This window comes from Pseudenterobacter timonensis (assembly GCF_900021175.1).
Classification (GTDB): domain Bacteria; phylum Pseudomonadota; class Gammaproteobacteria; order Enterobacterales; family Enterobacteriaceae; genus Enterobacter; species Enterobacter timonensis.
Window position 1 is genome coordinate 236,379 of the sequence record NZ_FCOP01000010.1, and the last position, 16,333, is coordinate 252,711.

18 protein-coding genes are annotated in these 16,333 nt (G+C 55.3%); 11 read left to right on the plus strand and 7 right to left on the minus strand.

The window, feature by feature from the left end:
- Positions 1-8: 8 nt before the first annotated feature.
- On the minus strand, positions 9-935 hold the full coding sequence (aaeR, locus tag BN3796_RS03575) for an HTH-type transcriptional activator AaeR (protein ID WP_061707028.1): 927 nt from the start codon (positions 933-935) through the stop codon (positions 9-11).
- 180 nt (positions 936-1,115) lie between these two features.
- Here aaeR and aaeX point away from each other — a divergent pair, with 180 nt between their 5' ends.
- From aaeX to BN3796_RS03600, 5 genes are all read left to right on the plus strand, one after another.
- Positions 1,116-1,319 (plus strand): p-hydroxybenzoic acid efflux pump operon protein AaeX, encoded by a 204-nt coding sequence (gene aaeX / locus BN3796_RS03580; protein WP_061707541.1) that lies wholly within the window; start codon positions 1,116-1,118, stop codon positions 1,317-1,319.
- Positions 1,320-1,326: 7 nt separating this feature from the next.
- Entirely contained in the window at positions 1,327-2,259 is a 933-nt protein-coding gene (gene aaeA, locus BN3796_RS03585; RefSeq protein ID WP_061707542.1) for a p-hydroxybenzoic acid efflux pump subunit AaeA, read from the plus strand.
- Positions 2,260-2,264: 5 nt separating this feature from the next.
- Positions 2,265-4,232: a p-hydroxybenzoic acid efflux pump subunit AaeB gene (gene aaeB, locus BN3796_RS03590; protein ID WP_061707029.1), complete on the plus strand. Its 1,968-nt coding sequence runs from the start codon at positions 2,265-2,267 to the stop codon at positions 4,230-4,232.
- A gap of 84 nt (positions 4,233-4,316) precedes the next feature.
- On the plus strand, positions 4,317-5,771 hold the full coding sequence (locus BN3796_RS03595; RefSeq protein WP_061707030.1) for an NAD-dependent succinate-semialdehyde dehydrogenase: 1,455 nt from the start codon (positions 4,317-4,319) through the stop codon (positions 5,769-5,771).
- A gap of 46 nt (positions 5,772-5,817) precedes the next feature.
- Positions 5,818-6,090, plus strand: coding sequence for a barstar family protein (locus tag BN3796_RS03600; protein ID WP_061707031.1), 273 nt, complete (start codon positions 5,818-5,820; stop codon positions 6,088-6,090).
- Positions 6,091-6,154: 64 nt separating this feature from the next.
- Here BN3796_RS03600 and yhcN (BN3796_RS03605) read toward each other — a convergent pair whose 3' ends face one another.
- The 3 genes from yhcN (BN3796_RS03605) to argR all read right to left on the minus strand — a co-directional run bounded on the left by yhcN (BN3796_RS03605) (position 6,155) and on the right by argR (position 7,629).
- A complete protein-coding gene (yhcN, locus tag BN3796_RS03605; RefSeq protein ID WP_061707032.1) occupies positions 6,155-6,421 on the minus strand; it encodes a peroxide/acid stress response protein YhcN in 267 nt (88 codons plus the stop codon).
- Between the two features lie 100 nt (positions 6,422-6,521).
- Positions 6,522-6,785, minus strand: coding sequence for a peroxide/acid stress response protein YhcN (yhcN, locus tag BN3796_RS03610; RefSeq protein WP_061707033.1), 264 nt, complete (start codon positions 6,783-6,785; stop codon positions 6,522-6,524).
- Positions 6,786-7,158: 373 nt separating this feature from the next.
- Positions 7,159-7,629 (minus strand): transcriptional regulator ArgR, encoded by a 471-nt coding sequence (gene argR / locus BN3796_RS03615; protein ID WP_061707034.1) that lies wholly within the window; start codon positions 7,627-7,629, stop codon positions 7,159-7,161.
- A gap of 399 nt (positions 7,630-8,028) precedes the next feature.
- Here argR and mdh point away from each other — a divergent pair, with 399 nt between their 5' ends.
- Positions 8,029-8,967, plus strand: coding sequence for a malate dehydrogenase (mdh, locus tag BN3796_RS03620; protein ID WP_061707035.1), 939 nt, complete (start codon positions 8,029-8,031; stop codon positions 8,965-8,967).
- Between the two features lie 57 nt (positions 8,968-9,024).
- On the opposite strand, the gene degS is transcribed toward mdh, so the two are convergent.
- From degS to zapG, 3 genes are all read right to left on the minus strand, one after another.
- A complete protein-coding gene (gene degS, locus BN3796_RS03625; RefSeq protein WP_061707543.1) occupies positions 9,025-10,092 on the minus strand; it encodes an outer membrane-stress sensor serine endopeptidase DegS in 1,068 nt (355 codons plus the stop codon).
- A gap of 89 nt (positions 10,093-10,181) precedes the next feature.
- A complete protein-coding gene (gene degQ / locus BN3796_RS03630) occupies positions 10,182-11,549 on the minus strand; it encodes a serine endoprotease DegQ (RefSeq protein ID WP_061707036.1) in 1,368 nt (455 codons plus the stop codon).
- A gap of 168 nt (positions 11,550-11,717) precedes the next feature.
- Positions 11,718-12,116, minus strand: coding sequence for a Z-ring associated protein ZapG (gene zapG, locus BN3796_RS03635; RefSeq protein WP_061707037.1), 399 nt, complete (start codon positions 12,114-12,116; stop codon positions 11,718-11,720).
- 190 nt (positions 12,117-12,306) lie between these two features.
- Between zapG and zapE the strand changes: the two genes are divergently transcribed.
- From zapE to sspB, 5 genes are all read left to right on the plus strand, one after another.
- Positions 12,307-13,431, plus strand: a complete 1,125-nt coding sequence (zapE, locus tag BN3796_RS03640) for a cell division protein ZapE (RefSeq protein ID WP_061707038.1) — start codon at positions 12,307-12,309, stop codon at positions 13,429-13,431.
- Positions 13,432-13,731: 300 nt separating this feature from the next.
- Positions 13,732-14,160 (plus strand): 50S ribosomal protein L13, encoded by a 429-nt coding sequence (gene rplM, locus BN3796_RS03645; RefSeq protein WP_040073847.1) that lies wholly within the window; start codon positions 13,732-13,734, stop codon positions 14,158-14,160.
- A gap of 15 nt (positions 14,161-14,175) precedes the next feature.
- Positions 14,176-14,568, plus strand: coding sequence for a 30S ribosomal protein S9 (gene rpsI / locus BN3796_RS03650; RefSeq protein WP_000829818.1), 393 nt, complete (start codon positions 14,176-14,178; stop codon positions 14,566-14,568).
- A gap of 307 nt (positions 14,569-14,875) precedes the next feature.
- Entirely contained in the window at positions 14,876-15,517 is a 642-nt protein-coding gene (gene sspA, locus BN3796_RS03655) for a stringent starvation protein SspA (RefSeq protein WP_061707039.1), read from the plus strand.
- A gap of 5 nt (positions 15,518-15,522) precedes the next feature.
- A complete protein-coding gene (gene sspB / locus BN3796_RS03660; protein WP_061707040.1) occupies positions 15,523-16,014 on the plus strand; it encodes a ClpXP protease specificity-enhancing factor in 492 nt (163 codons plus the stop codon).
- Positions 16,015-16,333 lie beyond the last annotated feature (319 nt).

Genomic DNA, 16,333 nt, shown 5'->3' on the forward strand with positions numbered 1-16,333 from the left:
TCCAGCCATTACACCTTGCTTCTTCCCCGCATCTCCTGAAACAGCGTCGCCACTTCCACAAAATATTCCGTTAAATAGTTAATGCACACCTGCACCTTCAGCGGCAGCTTATCTTTCTCGGTGTAGAGCGCATAGACCGGGCGCGGATCGGACTGATAGCGCGGGAAGAGGATCTCCAGCATGCCGCTATTGATCTCCTCGATGACCCACATCAGCGGCACATAGGCGATGCCGGTGCCCGCCACCAGCCAGCGGGAGATGGTCATGGGATCGTTAGTCACAAACCGCCCCTGGGGGATCATTTTGGTCGACAGCCCTTCCGGGGCTATCAGCTCAAACTCATTGTCCGGGCGTACGCTATACTCCAGCCAGGAGTGGTTGCTCAGATCGGCCGGTTTTTCCGGCACGCCATACTGGGCCAGATAGGCCTTAGAGGCGCAGACCACCATCGGCATGCTGCCCAGGCGGCGGGAGAAGAGGCTGGAATCCTGGAGAGCGCCCACGCGGATCACCACATCAAGACCATCGGCGATCAGATCGGGGGCGGGAATGCCGGTCACCAGGTTGACCGTCAGGCCGGGGTACTCTTTCAGCATCTTCGCCGTCATGCCGGCCAGGACGTTTTGCGCCATGGTGGATGAACAGCCGATGCGCAGGGTGCCGATAGGGGTGTTATTAAAGGCGTAGAGCTGCTCGTGTACCTCCTGCACCTCGTGCAGCATGCGGCGACAGCCCTGATAGTAGATTTTACCCGCTTCGGTTAGGCCGATGCTTCGCGTGCTGCGGTTGAGCAGTTTAACCTGAAGCTCATCTTCCAGCCTGGAGACCGTCTGGCTGATGGAAGAGACGCTCATTTGAAGTTGCCTGGCGGCGGCCGTAAAGGAGCCAAACTCCACCACTTTGGCGAACACCGACATGCGCTTTAAACGTTCCATTATTCACTCTGGCTTAAAAGTGATTTAGATCACATATAATAGATAACTGATAGTCAGTTACGTTAATATACTATGAGTTACCGACAAGCTACGCCACTTTCGCCCAGCTTTTAACGCCCTTCCGGCGGGGTGGTGCTTAAAAATCATCTTTCGCCTGCTCGCACTCTAATCAAGGTCAACATGAGTCTGTTTCCCGTTATTGTGGTGTTCGGGTTATCGTTCCCACCGATATTTTTTGAATTAATTTTGTCGCTGGCGATCTTCTGGCTGGTGCGCAAGGTGCTGACTCCAACCGGAGTCTACGATTTCGTATGGCATCCTGCATTGTTTAATACTGCACTATATTGCTGCCTGTTCTATCTGGTATCGCGTCTGTTTGTTTGAGGTAGAAGTGAAAACGCTAACAAGAAAAGTCTCTCGTACCGCCATTACCGTTATTTTGGTTATCCTCGCCTTTATCGCTATCTTTCGGGCGTGGGTGTTTTATACCGAATCTCCGTGGACGCGCGACGCGCGTTTTAGCGCCGACGTGGTGGCGATTGCCCCTGACGTCGCAGGCCTCATCACGGCGGTAAATGTGCACGACAACCAGCTGGTGAAGAAAAACCAGGTGCTGTTCACGGTCGATCGTCCGCGTTACCAGAAAGCGCTGGAGCAGGCCGAAGCGGATGTCGCCTACTATCAGGCGCTGGCAGCGGAAAAACGTCGTGAGGCGGGGCGCCGTAATCAGCTTGGGGTCCAGGCCATGTCCCGCGAGGAGATCGACCAGTCGAACAACGTTCTGCAGACCGTTCTGCATCAGCTGGCGAAAGCGCAGGCGACCCGCGATCTGGCGAAGCTGGATCTGGAGCGTACCGTGATCCGCGCGCCGTCCGACGGCTGGGTAACCAACCTCAACGTCTATGCCGGTGAATTTATCACCCGCGGCTCTACCGCCGTGGCGCTGGTGAAGCAGAACTCCTTTTACGTGCAGGCCTATATGGAAGAGACCAAGCTCGAAGGCGTCCGTCCCGGCTTTCGCGCGGAGATCACCCCGCTTGGCAGCAATCGCGTCCTGAAAGGTACCGTTGAGAGCGTGGCCGCCGGGGTGACAAACGCCAGCGCGACCCGCGACAGCAAAGGGATGGCAACCGTCGACTCCAACCTTGAGTGGGTGCGTCTTGCCCAGCGCGTTCCGGTGCGTATCCGACTTGATCAACAGCAGGGCGACCTGTGGCCGGCCGGCACCACCGCGACGGTAGTGATCACCGGCGAGAGCGATCGCGATGCCAGCAATGACTCCCTGTTCCGCAAAATTGCCCATCGCCTGCGCGAGTTTGGTTAACCGCTATGGGTATCTTCTCCATCGCCAGCCAGCACATACGCTTCGCGATGAAGCTGGCGTGCGCCATCGTGCTGGCGCTGTTTGTCGGCTTTCACTTTCAGCTTGAGACGCCCCGCTGGGCGGTGCTGACGGCGGCGATTGTCGCCGCCGGTCCGGCGTTCGCAGCGGGGGGCGAACCCTACTCCGGCGCCATCCGCTACCGCGGCATGCTGCGCGTCGTCGGCACTTTCATCGGCTGTATCGCCGCGCTGACGATTATCATGCTGATGATCCGCACGCCGCTGCTGATGCTGATTGTCTGCTGTATCTGGGCCGGTTTCTGTACCTGGATCTCCTCTCTGGTCAAAGTGGAAAACTCCTACGCGTGGGGACTTTCCGGCTACACCGCCCTGATCATTATTATCACCATTCAGGCCGATCCGCTGCTTGCGCCGCAGTTCGCGGTAGAGCGTTGCAGCGAAATCCTGATCGGCATCGTCTGCGCCATCATGGCCGACCTGCTCTTCTCTCCGCGCTCCATTAAGCAGGAGGTGGATCGCGAACTGGATGCGCTGATCGTTGCTCAGTATCAGCTGATGCAGCTCTGCATTAAACATAGTGACAAGAGTGAGGTCGATAAAGGCTGGGGCGGGCTGGTGCGCCGAACTACCGCGCTGGAAGGGATGCGCAGCAATCTGAATATGGAGTCGTCCCGCTGGACGCGCGCTAACCGCCGTCTGAAGGCGCTTAATACGCTGTCTCTTACGCTGATTACCCAGGCCTGTGAAACCTTTTTAATTCAGGACAGCCGTCCTGAAACGATTACCGACACCTTCCGGGAGCTGTTTGCCGAGCCGGTCGAGACGGCGCAGGATGTGCATAAACAGCTTAAGCGGATGCGGCGGGTGATCGCCTGGACCGGCGAGCGCGATACGCCGGTCACCATCTATACCTGGGTGGGGGCGGCGACGCGCTACATGCTGCTCAGACGCGGCGTCATTGGTAACACCAAAATCAGCGCCACGGAAGAGGAGGTGCTGCAAGGCGAAACCATCGTCAGGCCGGAATCGGCCGAGCGGCATCATGCGATGATTAACTTCTGGCGTACCACGCTCGCCTGTATTTTTGGCACGCTCTTCTGGCTCTGGACCGGCTGGACCTCAGGCAGCGGCGCGATGGTGATGATTGCGGTCGTCACCTCCCTGGCGATGCGTCTGCCGAACCCGCGCATGGTGGCGATCGACTTTTTGTACGGCACGCTGGCCGCTCTGCCGCTCGGCGCGCTCTACTTCCTGGTCATTATTCCGAACACGCAGCAAAGCATGCTGCTGCTCTGTATCGCCCTCGCGGTCATGGCGTTCTTTATCGGTATTGAGGTACAAAAACGCCGCCTGGGATCGCTGGGGGCACTGGCGAGCACCATCAACATTATCGTGCTGGATAACCCCATGACTTTCCACTTCAGCCAGTTCCTGGACAGCGCCCTGGGCCAGCTGGTGGGCTGCTTTGTGGCGATGATGGTGATTTTGATCGTGCGGGATAATTCGCGCGCCCGCACGGGCCGCGTGCTGCTGAACCAGTTTGTCTTTGCCGCCGTCTCAGCCATGACCACCAATACCGCGCGGCGCAAGGAGAACCACCTGCCGGCGCTCTATCAGCAGCTCTTTTTGCTGCTCAATAAGTTCCCGGATGATATCGGCAAATTCCGCCTGGCACTGACAATGATCATTGCCCATCAGCGTCTGCGTAACGCGCCGATCCCGATCAACGACGATCTCTCTGCCTTTCACCGGCAGCTGCGGCGCACCGCGGATCATGTTATTTCCGCCTCAAGCGACGATAAGCGCCGTCGCTATTTCGGACAACTGCTGGAGGAGCTGAACGTGTACCAGGAAAAACTGCGGGTCTGGGAGGCTCCGCCGCAGGTGACCGAATCGGTGGCCCGTCTGACCGGGGTGCTGCACCGATACCAGAACGCCCTTACAGAGAGCTAACCCTGTGAAAACCGACGCCAGAAGCGTCGGTTTTTTTATAGCTATACTTAATCCGCGGCCTATTAACCTACACAGGGAGAAACCATGACGACGCAGAATCTCCAGGAGAATGCGCTATTTCAGACCGGTTACCTGGTGGACGGCGTCTGGAAAACGCTGGATACCACCTTTGACGTGCTCAACCCGGCGACGGGCGAGGTGGTGGCGAAAGTCGCCAAAGCGGGTAAACAAGAGACGCAGGAGGCCATTGAAGCGGCAAGCCGCGCGTTTCCTGCCTGGCGCGCCAGAACGGCGAAAGAGCGCTCGGCCTTACTCTATCGCTGGTATGAGCTGATTATTGAAAATAAAAGCTGGCTCGGGCAGCTGATGACCACCGAGCAGGGCAAGCCGCTAAAAGAGGCGGAAGGCGAGGTGGAATATGCCGCCAGCTTTATCCAGTGGTTTGCTGAACAGGCGAAGCGGGCGAACGGGGAGATTATCCCGCCCGTGAAGCCGGGCTCGCGTATTCTGGCGACCCGTGAGCCGGTCGGCGTCGTGGCGGCGATCACTCCCTGGAACTTCCCCATGGCGATGCTCACGCGCAAGCTCGGCCCGGCGCTTGCCGCAGGCTGTACCGGCGTAATCAAGCCTGCCAACAACACGCCGCTGAGCGCCTTTGCTTTGCTGACGCTGGCGAAAAAAGCGGGCATTCCGGACGGCGTACTGAATGCCGTGGCGGGCAACACCCATGAAATCAGCGATGCGATTATGGCCAGCGCCGCGGTGCGCAAGCTCTCCTTTACCGGCTCAACCGCCGTGGGGAAAACGCTGATGCGTAACGCCGCGGAAACCATGAAAAAGGTCTCCATGGAGCTGGGCGGGAACGCCCCTTATATCGTCTTTGATGACGCCGATATCGACGCGGCGGTCAAAGGGGCGATAGCCAATAAGTTCCGTAACGCGGGCCAGGTATGTGTGAGCGTAAACCGCTTCTATATTCAGGAGTCGGTCTATGAGACCTTCGTGAGTCAGCTGGCCGAGGCGGTTAAGGCGCTCAAGGTCGGCAACGGGCTGGAGGAAGGGGTGATCGTGGGGCCGCTGATCGAGCCATCGGCGGTGGATAAAGTCCGCGAGCATGTAGAGGATGCGGTCACCAAGGGGGCGAAAGTTCTGGCTGGCGGGAAACCTCACGAGCTGGGCGGCAACTTCTGGCTGCCAACGGTGCTGGGCGACTGCCACGACGGAATGAAGCTCGCCGCAGAAGAGACCTTTGGCCCGGTAGCGGCCTGCTTCCGTTTTACCTCAGAAGAAGAGGTGATCCAGCGGGCAAATAACACGCCGTTCGGCCTGGCGGCTTACTTTTATACGCAAAACCTGCAGCGCGTGTTCCGGGTTTCGCAGGCGATTGAAAGCGGCATGATTGGTATTAACGAATGTGCCGTTTCAACGGAACTGGGGCCGTTTGGCGGCGTAAAAGAGTCCGGACTGGGCCGGGAAGGATCGGTGTTGGGTCTGGAGGAGTTTATGGAAGTAAAAACCCTTCACATCGGAGGGTTATGATATACAGACGGGCGGTGCAAGCCGCCCGCAGGACAGGTGACTGGCAATGAAGACTTATACATTTGATTTTAAAGAAATCGATAGCCAGGAGGCGTTTTACCGTGAGTTTACGCGTACTTTTGGCATAGAACAGGAAAAAGTCACCAATCTGGATTCGCTATGGGATGTGGTGGTCGGCGGCGCGTTGCCGCTACCGTTAGAGATTGAGTTTATCCATTTGCCGGAGAAGGTACGCCGACGGTTCGGCGCGCTGATCCTGCTCTTTGATGAGGCAGAAGAGGAGCTGGAAGGAGCGTTGCGCTTTAACGCCCGCCACTAGAGGCATAAAAAAAGCCCCTGACAAGGTGTCAGGGGCAAGTCGTATGATGAGATACGACGAGGGTTTACTTGTACAGTTCCGCCGTAGCGTGCCAGTGGTCGCCCTGGGTCATTTCGGTAACCCGATAGCTGCTGGCGCCCGCTTTTTCTGCTTTCTGCGCCAGTTCATGACGAATATCCATCGGCGAACCAGTTACGGATGAGACGGAGATGCTGCCCATCGGCTGCATATTCTGCGCCTGGTCGGTATTAACCTGCTGAACGGCTGCGCTTGCGCCAAAAGAGATAACGGTAGCCAGACCAAGGACAGAAGCCAGTGTTTTGATTTTCATAGTCATTACTCCTGAAAAGGTTTACTCAGCGGCGAAAGGGTTGAAATGCTTTTTTTATGCCGGGCCGCTGAGGGACATTATTGCGATCTTAAAGTGCTTCTTATTTATAGAGTTCTGCAGTGGCGTGCCACTGATCGCCGGAGCGAGCTTCGATGATGCGATAGGAAGAGGCGCCATTTTCTTCCGCTTTCTTATTCAGCATCTGGTCCATATCCATCGGAGAGGTACTTACCGCACCGACGGAAACCGTACCCAGCGACTCGCGGGACTGCGCCTGATCGGCGTTGATAGCATCGGCCGCGAAGGCGCCAAAGGAGAGAACGGAAAGGATGCTGAGTGCTGCTACGGTGGTTTTGATTTTCATGATTTTTACCTCGTCGAATTTTTTAGGGGTCTTTCGTTTCGTGACCCTCATCACAAAATCAATTATACACTAATCACCCAAAAAATTAATACCACGCTAATTGTTTCATAAGGTATTAAGTCATAATCATGAACATACATATAACAATGCGATATAAAAATGTGCTTTTGCACAGGTCATTTAAATAAAAATGTAGATTAATCAAAGGTTTTTTAAAATTTAGCTTTTTGTGCGCTTTAAACAGCGCGTTAACCTGGATAATTCCAAATGGCCAGGAAAAAGCACGTAAAGCTAAAGAGAAGCCGACGCAATATCGCGGGAAGAGAGAGGAAAGCAGAGGTTTACCCCGCCGCGCTATGCGGCAGGGCGAGGATCAGAGCTCTTGTTCGAACAGCACCAGAATGGCTTCGTAGAGATCTTTTACCGAGAAGCCGGTGGCAGGGGTGGTGAAGATCGTATCGTCGCCAGCGATAGTGCCGAGGATCCCTTCCGCTTTACCGAGGGAGTCCAGCAGGCGGGCGATCAGCTGCGCGGCGCCCGGGCTGGTATGGATAACCACCACGGCGTCGTTATAGTCGATATCCAGCACCAGGTTTTTCAGCGGGCTGGAGGTTGTCGGCACGCCGAGTTCGGCAGGCAGGCAATAGACCATCTCCATTTTGGCGTTGCGGGTGCGTACGGCACCAAACTTGGTCAGCATGCGGGAGACTTTCGACTGGTTGATATTCTCGAAGCCCTGCTCCTGCAATGCCTGAACGATCTCACCCTGAGAACTGAACTTTTCTTCTTTGAGCAGCGCTTTAAAAGCCCTGACTAATTCTTCTTGTTTTGAGGAGCTTCGCATGGGTCACCCGAAATAGAACGAAAGGAAAACATTATTATGCATGTTGGTGAATTTTTATGCAAACCGTCTGGCGTAAGCTAAACTGAATTTATGTTATGAAAGAGACCAATTTTATCAAATTTCGTTATCAGAAAACATGCCTGCGTCACGGCATGCAAATAAGCCTAAAAGTAAATTAATTGTTATCAAATTGATGTTGTTTTGCTGGTCTTGCAGGGTGTATTGTAACCACCTCTTGATTCGTTACTTTGTTGTTACAGAAATGCCATGAAAGGCGGCTGTAAAAGGTGCGTAAACCCAGATTCTTTAATTACAAGCGTTGTAATTATTTAGCTGCTGAATTATGGTCGCCGCAACGGAGTGACAGATACTTAAGTTAACCATAATAAGGAGTTTAGGATGAAAGTCGCAGTCCTCGGCGCTGCTGGCGGTATCGGCCAGGCGCTTGCCCTTCTACTGAAAACCCAGCTGCCTTCAGGCTCAGAACTCTCCCTGTACGATATTGCTCCGGTAACCCCAGGCGTGGCGGTTGACCTGAGCCACATCCCTACCGCAGTAAAAATCAAAGGCTTCTCCGGTGAAGATGCCCGCCCTGCGCTGGAAGGCGCGGACGTTGTGCTGATCTCCGCAGGCGTCGCGCGTAAGCCAGGTATGGATCGCTCCGACCTGTTTAACGTCAATGCCGGTATCGTGAAGAACCTCGTGCAGCAGATCGCGGAAACCTGTCCGAAAGCGTGTGTAGGGATCATTACTAACCCGGTGAACACGACCGTCGCTATCGCGGCAGAAGTGCTGAAAAAAGCGGGCGTCTATGACAAGAACAAACTGTTTGGCGTGACCACGCTGGACATCATTCGCTCTAATACCTTTGTGGCGGAGCTGAAAGGCAAACAGCCGACCGAGGTTGAAGTGCCGGTCATCGGCGGCCACTCTGGCGTGACCATTCTGCCGCTGCTCTCCCAGATCCCGGGCGTGAGCTTCACCGAGCAGGAAGTAGCTGATCTGACCAAACGCATTCAGAACGCGGGCACCGAAGTGGTGGAAGCAAAAGCCGGTGGCGGCTCTGCGACCCTCTCTATGGGCCAGGCGGCGGCACGTTTCGGCCTCTCTCTGGTTCGTGCGCTGCAGGGCGAACAGGGCGTGGTGGAATGCGCTTACGTTGAAGGTGACGGCGAGCATGCGCGCTTCTTCTCTCAGCCGCTGCTGCTGGGTAAAAACGGTATTGAAGAGCGTAAATCTATCGGCACCCTGAGCGCCTTCGAACAGCAGGCGATGGAAGGGATGCTGGATACGCTGAAGAAAGATATCACTCTGGGCGAAGAGTTCGTTAATAAGTAAGCGAACGCCTCGAGAGACAAAAACCGGAGCGCGAGCGCTCCGGTTTTTTTTTGCCCGTCAGTTGGTCGCCGGATACTCTCCGATGGTGACCCGGAAGGTCAGCTTTTTATCATCGCGCATGACTTCTACCGGGATGACCGAGCCGGGGCGAATTTCCGCCACCTGGTCCATGGTTTCAAGCGCAGAGATGGCAGGTTTGGCATTGACGGAGATGATCACGTCGTTGACCTGAATGCCGGCATTAGCCGCCGGGCCGCCCGGCGTCACCTCGTTCACCACGATGCCCTGGATCTGATCGATACCGCCGCCCTGGCTATGCATCGGGGCGATTTCCCGCCCGCCAATGCCGATAAAGCCGCGGATAACGCGTCCGTCACGGATCAGCTTGTCCATAATTTTAGTCGCCAGCTGGAACGGGATCGCAAAGCCGATGCCCTCCGGCGTTTCGCCGTCGTTGCTCTTGTCAAACGAGAGGGTGTTAATGCCCATCAGCTCGCCCACGGAGTTGACCAGCGCGCCGCCGGAGTTGCCGTGGTTGATGGAGGCGTCGGTCTGCAGGAAGTTCTGCCGACCGGACGGGTTCAGGCCGATCCGCCCGGTGGCGCTGATAATCCCCTGGGTGATGGTCTGGCCCAGGTTATATGGGTTACCAATCGCCAGTACCACATCGCCGATATGCGGCGTACGCTTGCGGTTAATCGGGATAACCGGCAGCCCGCCGTTGGCGTTGATTTTCAACACCGCAAGATCGGTCAGACTATCGGAACCGACCAGCAGCGCTTCAAAGACGCGGCCATCCTGGAGGGCGACGATAATCTGGTCGGCGTCGTTAATCACATGTTTGTTGGTAATAATGTAGCCGCGCTCGTCCATGATCACCCCGGAGCCGAGGGTGCGGATCTCCAGCTGATTGTGCGCGGAGCTATTCATGCCGCGGTTATAGACATTAACCACGGCGGGCGCGGCCCGGCGCACGGCCTGGTTGTAACTTACAGGCGTCTCATCCGCGCTGTCGAACTGCGGCGCCGCCAGCTTATTGAACTGACGTAAAGAGGGCATTGCAGCCAGTAACAGGCCGCCAACAATGACTCCGATGGCGACCGAACGAAATAGCTTAAAAACCATGATGCGGGCGTCGTTAAGAAAAGAACGGAAGCAGCATAACACGACTTATTCGGACATCACACGTGGCGGTGATGTCCGGTGCGGCACGCTTAACGGAGCAACAGATAAATTGTCTCTTTGCCGCGGACAATTTGCAGCGCAATGATCGCCGGTTTGCCCTCCAGCAGCTTACGCATCTCGGCTATCGACTGCACACGGGTGCGGTTTAAGCCGATGATCACATCATCCTGATGCAGACCGGCCTGCGCGGCTGGGCTGCTCTTTTCGACGCTATCCACGGTGATGCCTTTGGTGCCGTCCTTAAGCTGGCCGTCGCTCAGGGTAGCTCCCTGAAGAGCTGGCGTGAGGGTTTCCGCGCTTGCCGAAGAGGAAGTGCTCTTATCCAGCGTGACCTCTACGTCCAGCGGCTTGCCGTCGCGCAGCAGGCCAAGTTTTACCTTCGTCCCCGGTTCTGTGGTGGCGATACGCGAGCGCAGCTCCGCGAAGCTGCTGAGCGGCTTCCCGTTGAGGCTGACAATGACGTCGCCTGACTTCACCCCCGCCTTCGCCGAGCCAGAGCCAGGCAGCACTTCACTGACGAACGCGCCGCGCTGCACGTTCAGGTTAAAGGCTTTGGCGATATCGGCGCTCATCTCCATCCCTTTAATACCGAGCAGCCCGCGCTTCACTTCGCCAAAATCGATCAGCTGCTGCGCCAGGGTTCTCGCCATATTGCTGGGGATCGCAAACCCGATGCCAATACTGCCGCCGCCCGGCGCCAGGATGGCGGTATTAATGCCGATCAGCTCGCCGTTGAGGTTCAGCAGCGCGCCGCCGGAGTTGCCGCGGTTGATGGAGGCGTCGGTTTGAATAAAGTTCTCCAGCCCTTCCAGGTTGAGGCCGCTTCGTCCCAGCGCTGAAATAATGCCGGAGGTGGCGGTTTGCCCCAGCCCGAAGGGGTTGCCCACCGCTACGGCGAAATCACCGACGCGCAGCTTATCGGAGTCGGCGATGGCGATTTGTGTCAGGTTAGTGGGATTCTGGATCTGTAACAGGGCGATATCGCTCTGGTCATCGCCGCCGATCAGTTTGGCGTCAAATTCGCGACCATCGTTCATCTGCACGCTGATCTTGTCGGCCTGGCTTATCACATGGTTATTGGTCAGCACATAGCCCTTCGCAGCGTTAATTACCACGCCTGAGCCCAGCCCTTCAAAAGGCTGAGCCTGCTGATCGGGTGCCTCGTCACCGAAGAATTTTTTCAGCTCCTCCGGCACGCGCTGGGTCTGCGTGGCCGTTCCTTCCACTTTCACGCTCACTACCGCGGGCAGTACTTTTTCAAGCATTGGTGCGAGGCTCGGCAACGCCGCCTGGCCTGGTACCTGCGCAGGCAGTGACGCCGCCACCGGCCCGGAGGCCGCAAGAGATAGCCCGACACTTAACGCTAACGCGCTTAACAGCTGGTTTTTTTTCTTCATTGATGCTGGCTCTCGTAACCTGGAATTAAAGAAGAACGGCCCCAAAACATGACGATGTTATTGAATTTTAAAACGCCGAACAATGAGACGATTGAGTAAATAATAGCTGGGAAGGGAGAGAAAGGACGGGCGCAGCGCGTGCGCCCGTAAAATTTTTTTGCGCTACGCTTAGTCGCGCTTTGCGCCACCGCGCAGCAGGCCGGATGCGCCTTCTGAGTAGTCGCGCGGGATCTGGACCGGCGCCTGATCGTTGCTCGCTTCGGACTCCGCCAGGCGATTGCGGAACGGATTGGTCTCTGCGGTCATCTCCGGCAACAGAGTGCTGGAGCTTTTCGCCATATGTTGATAAAGCTGACGATAGTCGGTAGCCATATTATCCAGCAGTTCGGCGCTACGGGCGAAGTGGCTGACCAACTCCTCACGATACTCTTCCAGCTCAGCTTTGTTTTTTTCCAGCTCATACTGGAGCGACTGTTGCTGACGCAGTTTGCGATTACCGAAACGCATGGCGACCGCGCCAATGATGATGCCGACGACTAAACCAATTAGCGCATATTCCCAGGTCATGAACTTCTCCCGTTATCTTGTGGTTCCGTAGGATAGTGGCTCGGCTCCTGCCTGTGCCTGCTTATGCCACTATAACCGCTATTTCTGCAGAAGTGGAATCCTGACGCATCATCGCGTACTGTAGAACGGCCTTTTTTTTCGTCTGTCGAACAAGCTGGCACGTATTAATTCAAGGAATAACAATAACATCATGCAAAACCTTTCTCCCGCATCGCGATATCAACAGGCCCTGGACGAGGGCTCACACCAGCCAGACAGCGTCCAGCGCGACGCCATTCACCGTCTGGACGCCATTTATCAGGCCCTGCTAAGCAAACCGGCTAACGCGGGTTCACAGGGCGGCCTGAAATCCGCACTTGGCCGCCTGCTGGGGAGAAAGGTGCCAGCTTCCGATGCGCCGGTGCGCGGCTTATATATGTGGGGCGGAGTAGGGCGGGGGAAAACCTGGCTGATGGATATGTTTTACCAGAGCCTGCCGGGAGAGCGAAAACAGCGTCTGCACTTTCACCGCTTTATGCTTCGCGTGCATGAAGAGCTGACCGCATTGCAGGGGCATACCGATCCGCTGGATATTGTCGCCGACCGTTTTAAGGCACAAACCGACGTGCTCTGTTTTGATGAATTTTTTGTCTCGGATATCACCGACGCGATGCTGCTCGGCGGGCTGATGAAAGCGCTATTCGCCCGCGGCATTACGCTGGTGGCAACCTCCAATATCCCGCCGGACGAGCTCTACCGGAACGGGCTGCAGCGCGCGCGCTTCCTGCCCGCTATCGACGCTATCAAGGCGCACTGCGACATTATGAACGTGGACGCTGGCGTGGATTACCGTCTGCGCACGCTTACCCAGGCGCACCTGTGGCTTTCGCCGCTCGGTGATGAGACGCAAAGCCAGATGGATCGCCTCTGGCAGGCGCTGGCGGGCGCGAAACGCGACAACGCGCCGACGCTTGAGATTAACCACCGTCCGCTGCCGACGCTGGGGGTGGAGAATCAGACGCTGGCGGTGTCGTTCGCCACCCTCTGCGTCGACGCCCGCAGCCAGCACGATTACATCGCCCTGTCGCGCCTTTTTCATACGGTCATGCTGTTTGACGTGCCGGTAATGACGCCGCTGATGGAGAGCGAAGCGCGGCGATTTATCGCGCTGGTGGATGAATTTTACGAGCGCCATGTGAAGCTGGTGGTGAGTGCCGCAGCAATGCTTTATGAGATCTACCAGGGGGAGCGGCTCAAGTTTGAGTTCCAGCGCTGCCTGTCGCGCCTGCAGGAGATGCAGAGCGAGGAGTACCTCAGGCGCGAGCATATGCCGTAAATGCGCCCCCTTTCCGGGAGATGAAAAGCGTGCAGACCGGGTAAGGTATAGCCAGAGCCCGGCATTGTTCTTACCCTCGAAAAACCCGCCCCAAATCACAATTAGGGGTCGATCTTTAACCTCGACTTCTCTATAATCTTGCGACCCCACGTTACGAGAAGGTTTTTTTCCCGAAACTTTCTAGTGTCGGCATAGGCTATTCGAAGGGGTAGGTTTGCCGGACTTTGTCGTGTGAACCTCAACTGACTAAACGTTTGGGTGTTCACCAACGTGTAACTTATTTATTTGGGTAAGCTTTTAATGAAAACTTTTACAGCTAAACCAGAAACCGTAAAACGCGACTGGTATGTTGTTGACGCGACCGGTAAAACTCTGGGCCGTCTGGCTACTGAACTGGCTCGTCGCCTGCGCGGTAAGCATAAAGCGGAATACACTCCGCACGTTGATACCGGTGATTACATCATCGTTCTGAACGCTGACAAAGTTGCTGTTACTGGCAACAAGCGTACTGACAAAATGTACTATCACCACACTGGCCACATCGGTGGTATCAAAGAAGCGACCTTTGAAGAGATGATTGCCCGCCGTCCTGAGCGTGTGATTGAAATCGCGGTTAAAGGCATGCTGCCAAAAGGCCCGCTGGGTCGTGCTATGTTCCGTAAACTGAAAGTTTACGCAGGCAATGAGCACAACCACGCGGCACAGCAACCGCAAGTTCTTGACATCTAATCGGGATTATAGGCAATGGCTGAAAATCAATACTACGGCACTGGTCGCCGCAAAAGCTCCGCCGCTCGCGTGTTTATCAAACCGGGCAACGGTAAAATCGTAATCAACCAGCGTTCTCTGGAACAGTACTTCGGTCGCGAAACTGCCCGCATGGTAGTTCGTCAGCCGCTGGAACTGGTCGACATGGTTGAAAAACTGGATCTGTACATCACCGTTAAAGGTGGTGGTATCTCTGGTCAGGCTGGTGCGATCCGTCACGGTATCACCCGCGCTCTGATGGAGTACGACGAATCCCTGCGTTCTGAACTGCGTAAAGCTGGCTTCGTTACTCGTGACGCTCGTCAGGTTGAACGTAAGAAAGTCGGTCTGCGTAAAGCACGTCGTCGTCCGCAGTTCTCCAAGCGTTAATTGGATCCTGCTTCGGCAGAGTACAGTTGCAAAAACCCGCTTCGGCGGGTTTTTTTATGCATAAGGTTGCGCTTATCCACAAGAGGCGTCCGATTCTTCCTCTTTTTCCGCATTTGCGGTATCCCCTCACCACAAACCCTGCAAAATCTGGTAAACTATCATCCAATTTTCTGCCCAAATATCGGCAAAACCGCTATTTTTGTTCGCTTTTTAAACAATGTCGCGTTTTCCGGGATGGGCACTACATCATCTGGCTGGCCCGCAGGGCTGGTAGCAGTAAAAATTCTGAATATACCTGGAGGTTTTCATGGCTGTCGCTGCCAACAAACGTTCGGTAATGACGCTGTTTTCTGGTCCTACTGACATTTATAGCCATCAGGTTCGTATCGTGCTGGCCGAGAAGGGTGTCAGTTTTGAGATCGAGCATGTGGAAAAGGATAACCCGCCTCAGGATCTTATCGATCTCAACCCGAGTCAGAGCGTACCGACGCTGGTGGATCGTGAGCTGACCCTGTGGGAATCCCGTATCATTATGGAATATCTGGATGAGCGTTTCCCGCATCCGCCACTGATGCCCGTTTACCCGGTCGCGCGCGGTGAAAGCCGCCTTTATATGCAGCGTATTGAGAAAGACTGGTATACGCTGATGAACGCTATCGTTAACAGCAATTCTGCGGCTGAAGCTGACGCTGCGCGTAAGCAGCTTCGTGAAGAACTGCTGGCGATCGCGCCGGTCTTTGGTCAGAAGCCTTTCTTCCTGAGCGATGAGTTCAGCCTGGTTGACTGCTATCTGGCACCACTGCTGTGGCGTCTGCCTGTTCTGGGCATCGAGTTTAGCGGTCCGGGCGCGAAAGAGCTGAAGGGCTACATGACGCGCGTCTTTGAGCGCGACTCTTTCCTGGCTTCGCTGACCGAGCCAGAGCGTGAAATGCGTCTTGGTCGGGGTTAATCATAGTGGAAATGTCACAGCTTTCTCCACGCCGTCCGTATCTGCTGCGCGCCTTCTATGAATGGCTGCTGGATAACCAGCTCACGCCGCACCTGGTTGTGGATGTGACGTTGCCGGGCGTACAGGTTCCGATGGAGTATGCGCGCGATGGGCAAATTGTGCTGAACATCGCGCCGCGTGCGGTAGGTAATCTTGAGCTGGCCAATGACGAAGTGCGCTTTAACGCGCGTTTCGGCGGCGTACCGCGTCAGGTTTCCGTTCCCCTGGCCGCCGTGCTGGCTATTTACGCGCGTGAAAACGGTGCCGGTACGATGTTCGAGCCGGAGGCGGCTTACGATGAAGAAGTTGCCAGCCTCAATGACGAAGAGGGTGGTAGCGAAAGCGAGACGGTAATGTCGGTCATCGACGGCGATAAGCCTGACCATGACGACGACAACGATCCTGACGATGAACCGCCGCCGCGTGGCGGACGTCCGGCGCTTCGCGTTGTGAAATAAGTCATTAAAGGTTCATACCGTTATAGCCCTGTATAATTATACGGGGCTTTTTTATAATTAACGACCAACTACCGGCATAAAATGTTTTATAGTAAAGGTAAGTCTGCTTATTTTTCTTACTCTTAGTAGATCACTTAATCTTAAAAATTCTTTAATCATAGCTAACTTGACTTAAAAATATATTATTTATTCATTTGGTTATAATTTTCTGGCTTTGAAATTATTATCTTTTCAGTGTGATTAATAAAGATTTTGGATAAAAATGTTGGAGTCGTTTTTGACAGTAAGCGATATTGTCCTTATTATCCGCTCCGAATCC

Bases quoted from the DNA above. Each gene is read 5' to 3' on its own strand.
- aaeR (WP_061707028.1), bottom strand. From the start codon at position 935: ATGGAACGTTTAAAGCGCATGTCGGTGTTCGCCAAAGTGGTGGAGTTT.
- aaeX (WP_061707541.1), top strand. From the start codon at position 1,116: ATGAGTCTGTTTCCCGTTATTGTGGTGTTCGGGTTATCGTTCCCACCG.
- aaeB (WP_061707029.1), top strand. From the start codon at position 2,265: ATGGGTATCTTCTCCATCGCCAGCCAGCACATACGCTTCGCGATGAAG.
- BN3796_RS03595 (WP_061707030.1), top strand. From the start codon at position 4,317: ATGACGACGCAGAATCTCCAGGAGAATGCGCTATTTCAGACCGGTTAC.
- BN3796_RS03600 (WP_061707031.1), top strand. From the start codon at position 5,818: ATGAAGACTTATACATTTGATTTTAAAGAAATCGATAGCCAGGAGGCG.
- yhcN (WP_061707032.1), bottom strand. From the start codon at position 6,421: ATGAAAATCAAAACACTGGCTTCTGTCCTTGGTCTGGCTACCGTTATC.
- yhcN (WP_061707033.1), bottom strand. From the start codon at position 6,785: ATGAAAATCAAAACCACCGTAGCAGCACTCAGCATCCTTTCCGTTCTC.
- argR (WP_061707034.1), bottom strand. From the start codon at position 7,629: ATGCGAAGCTCCTCAAAACAAGAAGAATTAGTCAGGGCTTTTAAAGCG.
- mdh (WP_061707035.1), top strand. From the start codon at position 8,029: ATGAAAGTCGCAGTCCTCGGCGCTGCTGGCGGTATCGGCCAGGCGCTT.
- degS (WP_061707543.1), bottom strand. From the start codon at position 10,092: ATGGTTTTTAAGCTATTTCGTTCGGTCGCCATCGGAGTCATTGTTGGC.
- degQ (WP_061707036.1), bottom strand. From the start codon at position 11,549: ATGAAGAAAAAAAACCAGCTGTTAAGCGCGTTAGCGTTAAGTGTCGGG.
- zapG (WP_061707037.1), bottom strand. From the start codon at position 12,116: ATGACCTGGGAATATGCGCTAATTGGTTTAGTCGTCGGCATCATCATT.
- zapE (WP_061707038.1), top strand. From the start codon at position 12,307: ATGCAAAACCTTTCTCCCGCATCGCGATATCAACAGGCCCTGGACGAG.
- rplM (WP_040073847.1), top strand. From the start codon at position 13,732: ATGAAAACTTTTACAGCTAAACCAGAAACCGTAAAACGCGACTGGTAT.
- rpsI (WP_000829818.1), top strand. From the start codon at position 14,176: ATGGCTGAAAATCAATACTACGGCACTGGTCGCCGCAAAAGCTCCGCC.
- sspA (WP_061707039.1), top strand. From the start codon at position 14,876: ATGGCTGTCGCTGCCAACAAACGTTCGGTAATGACGCTGTTTTCTGGT.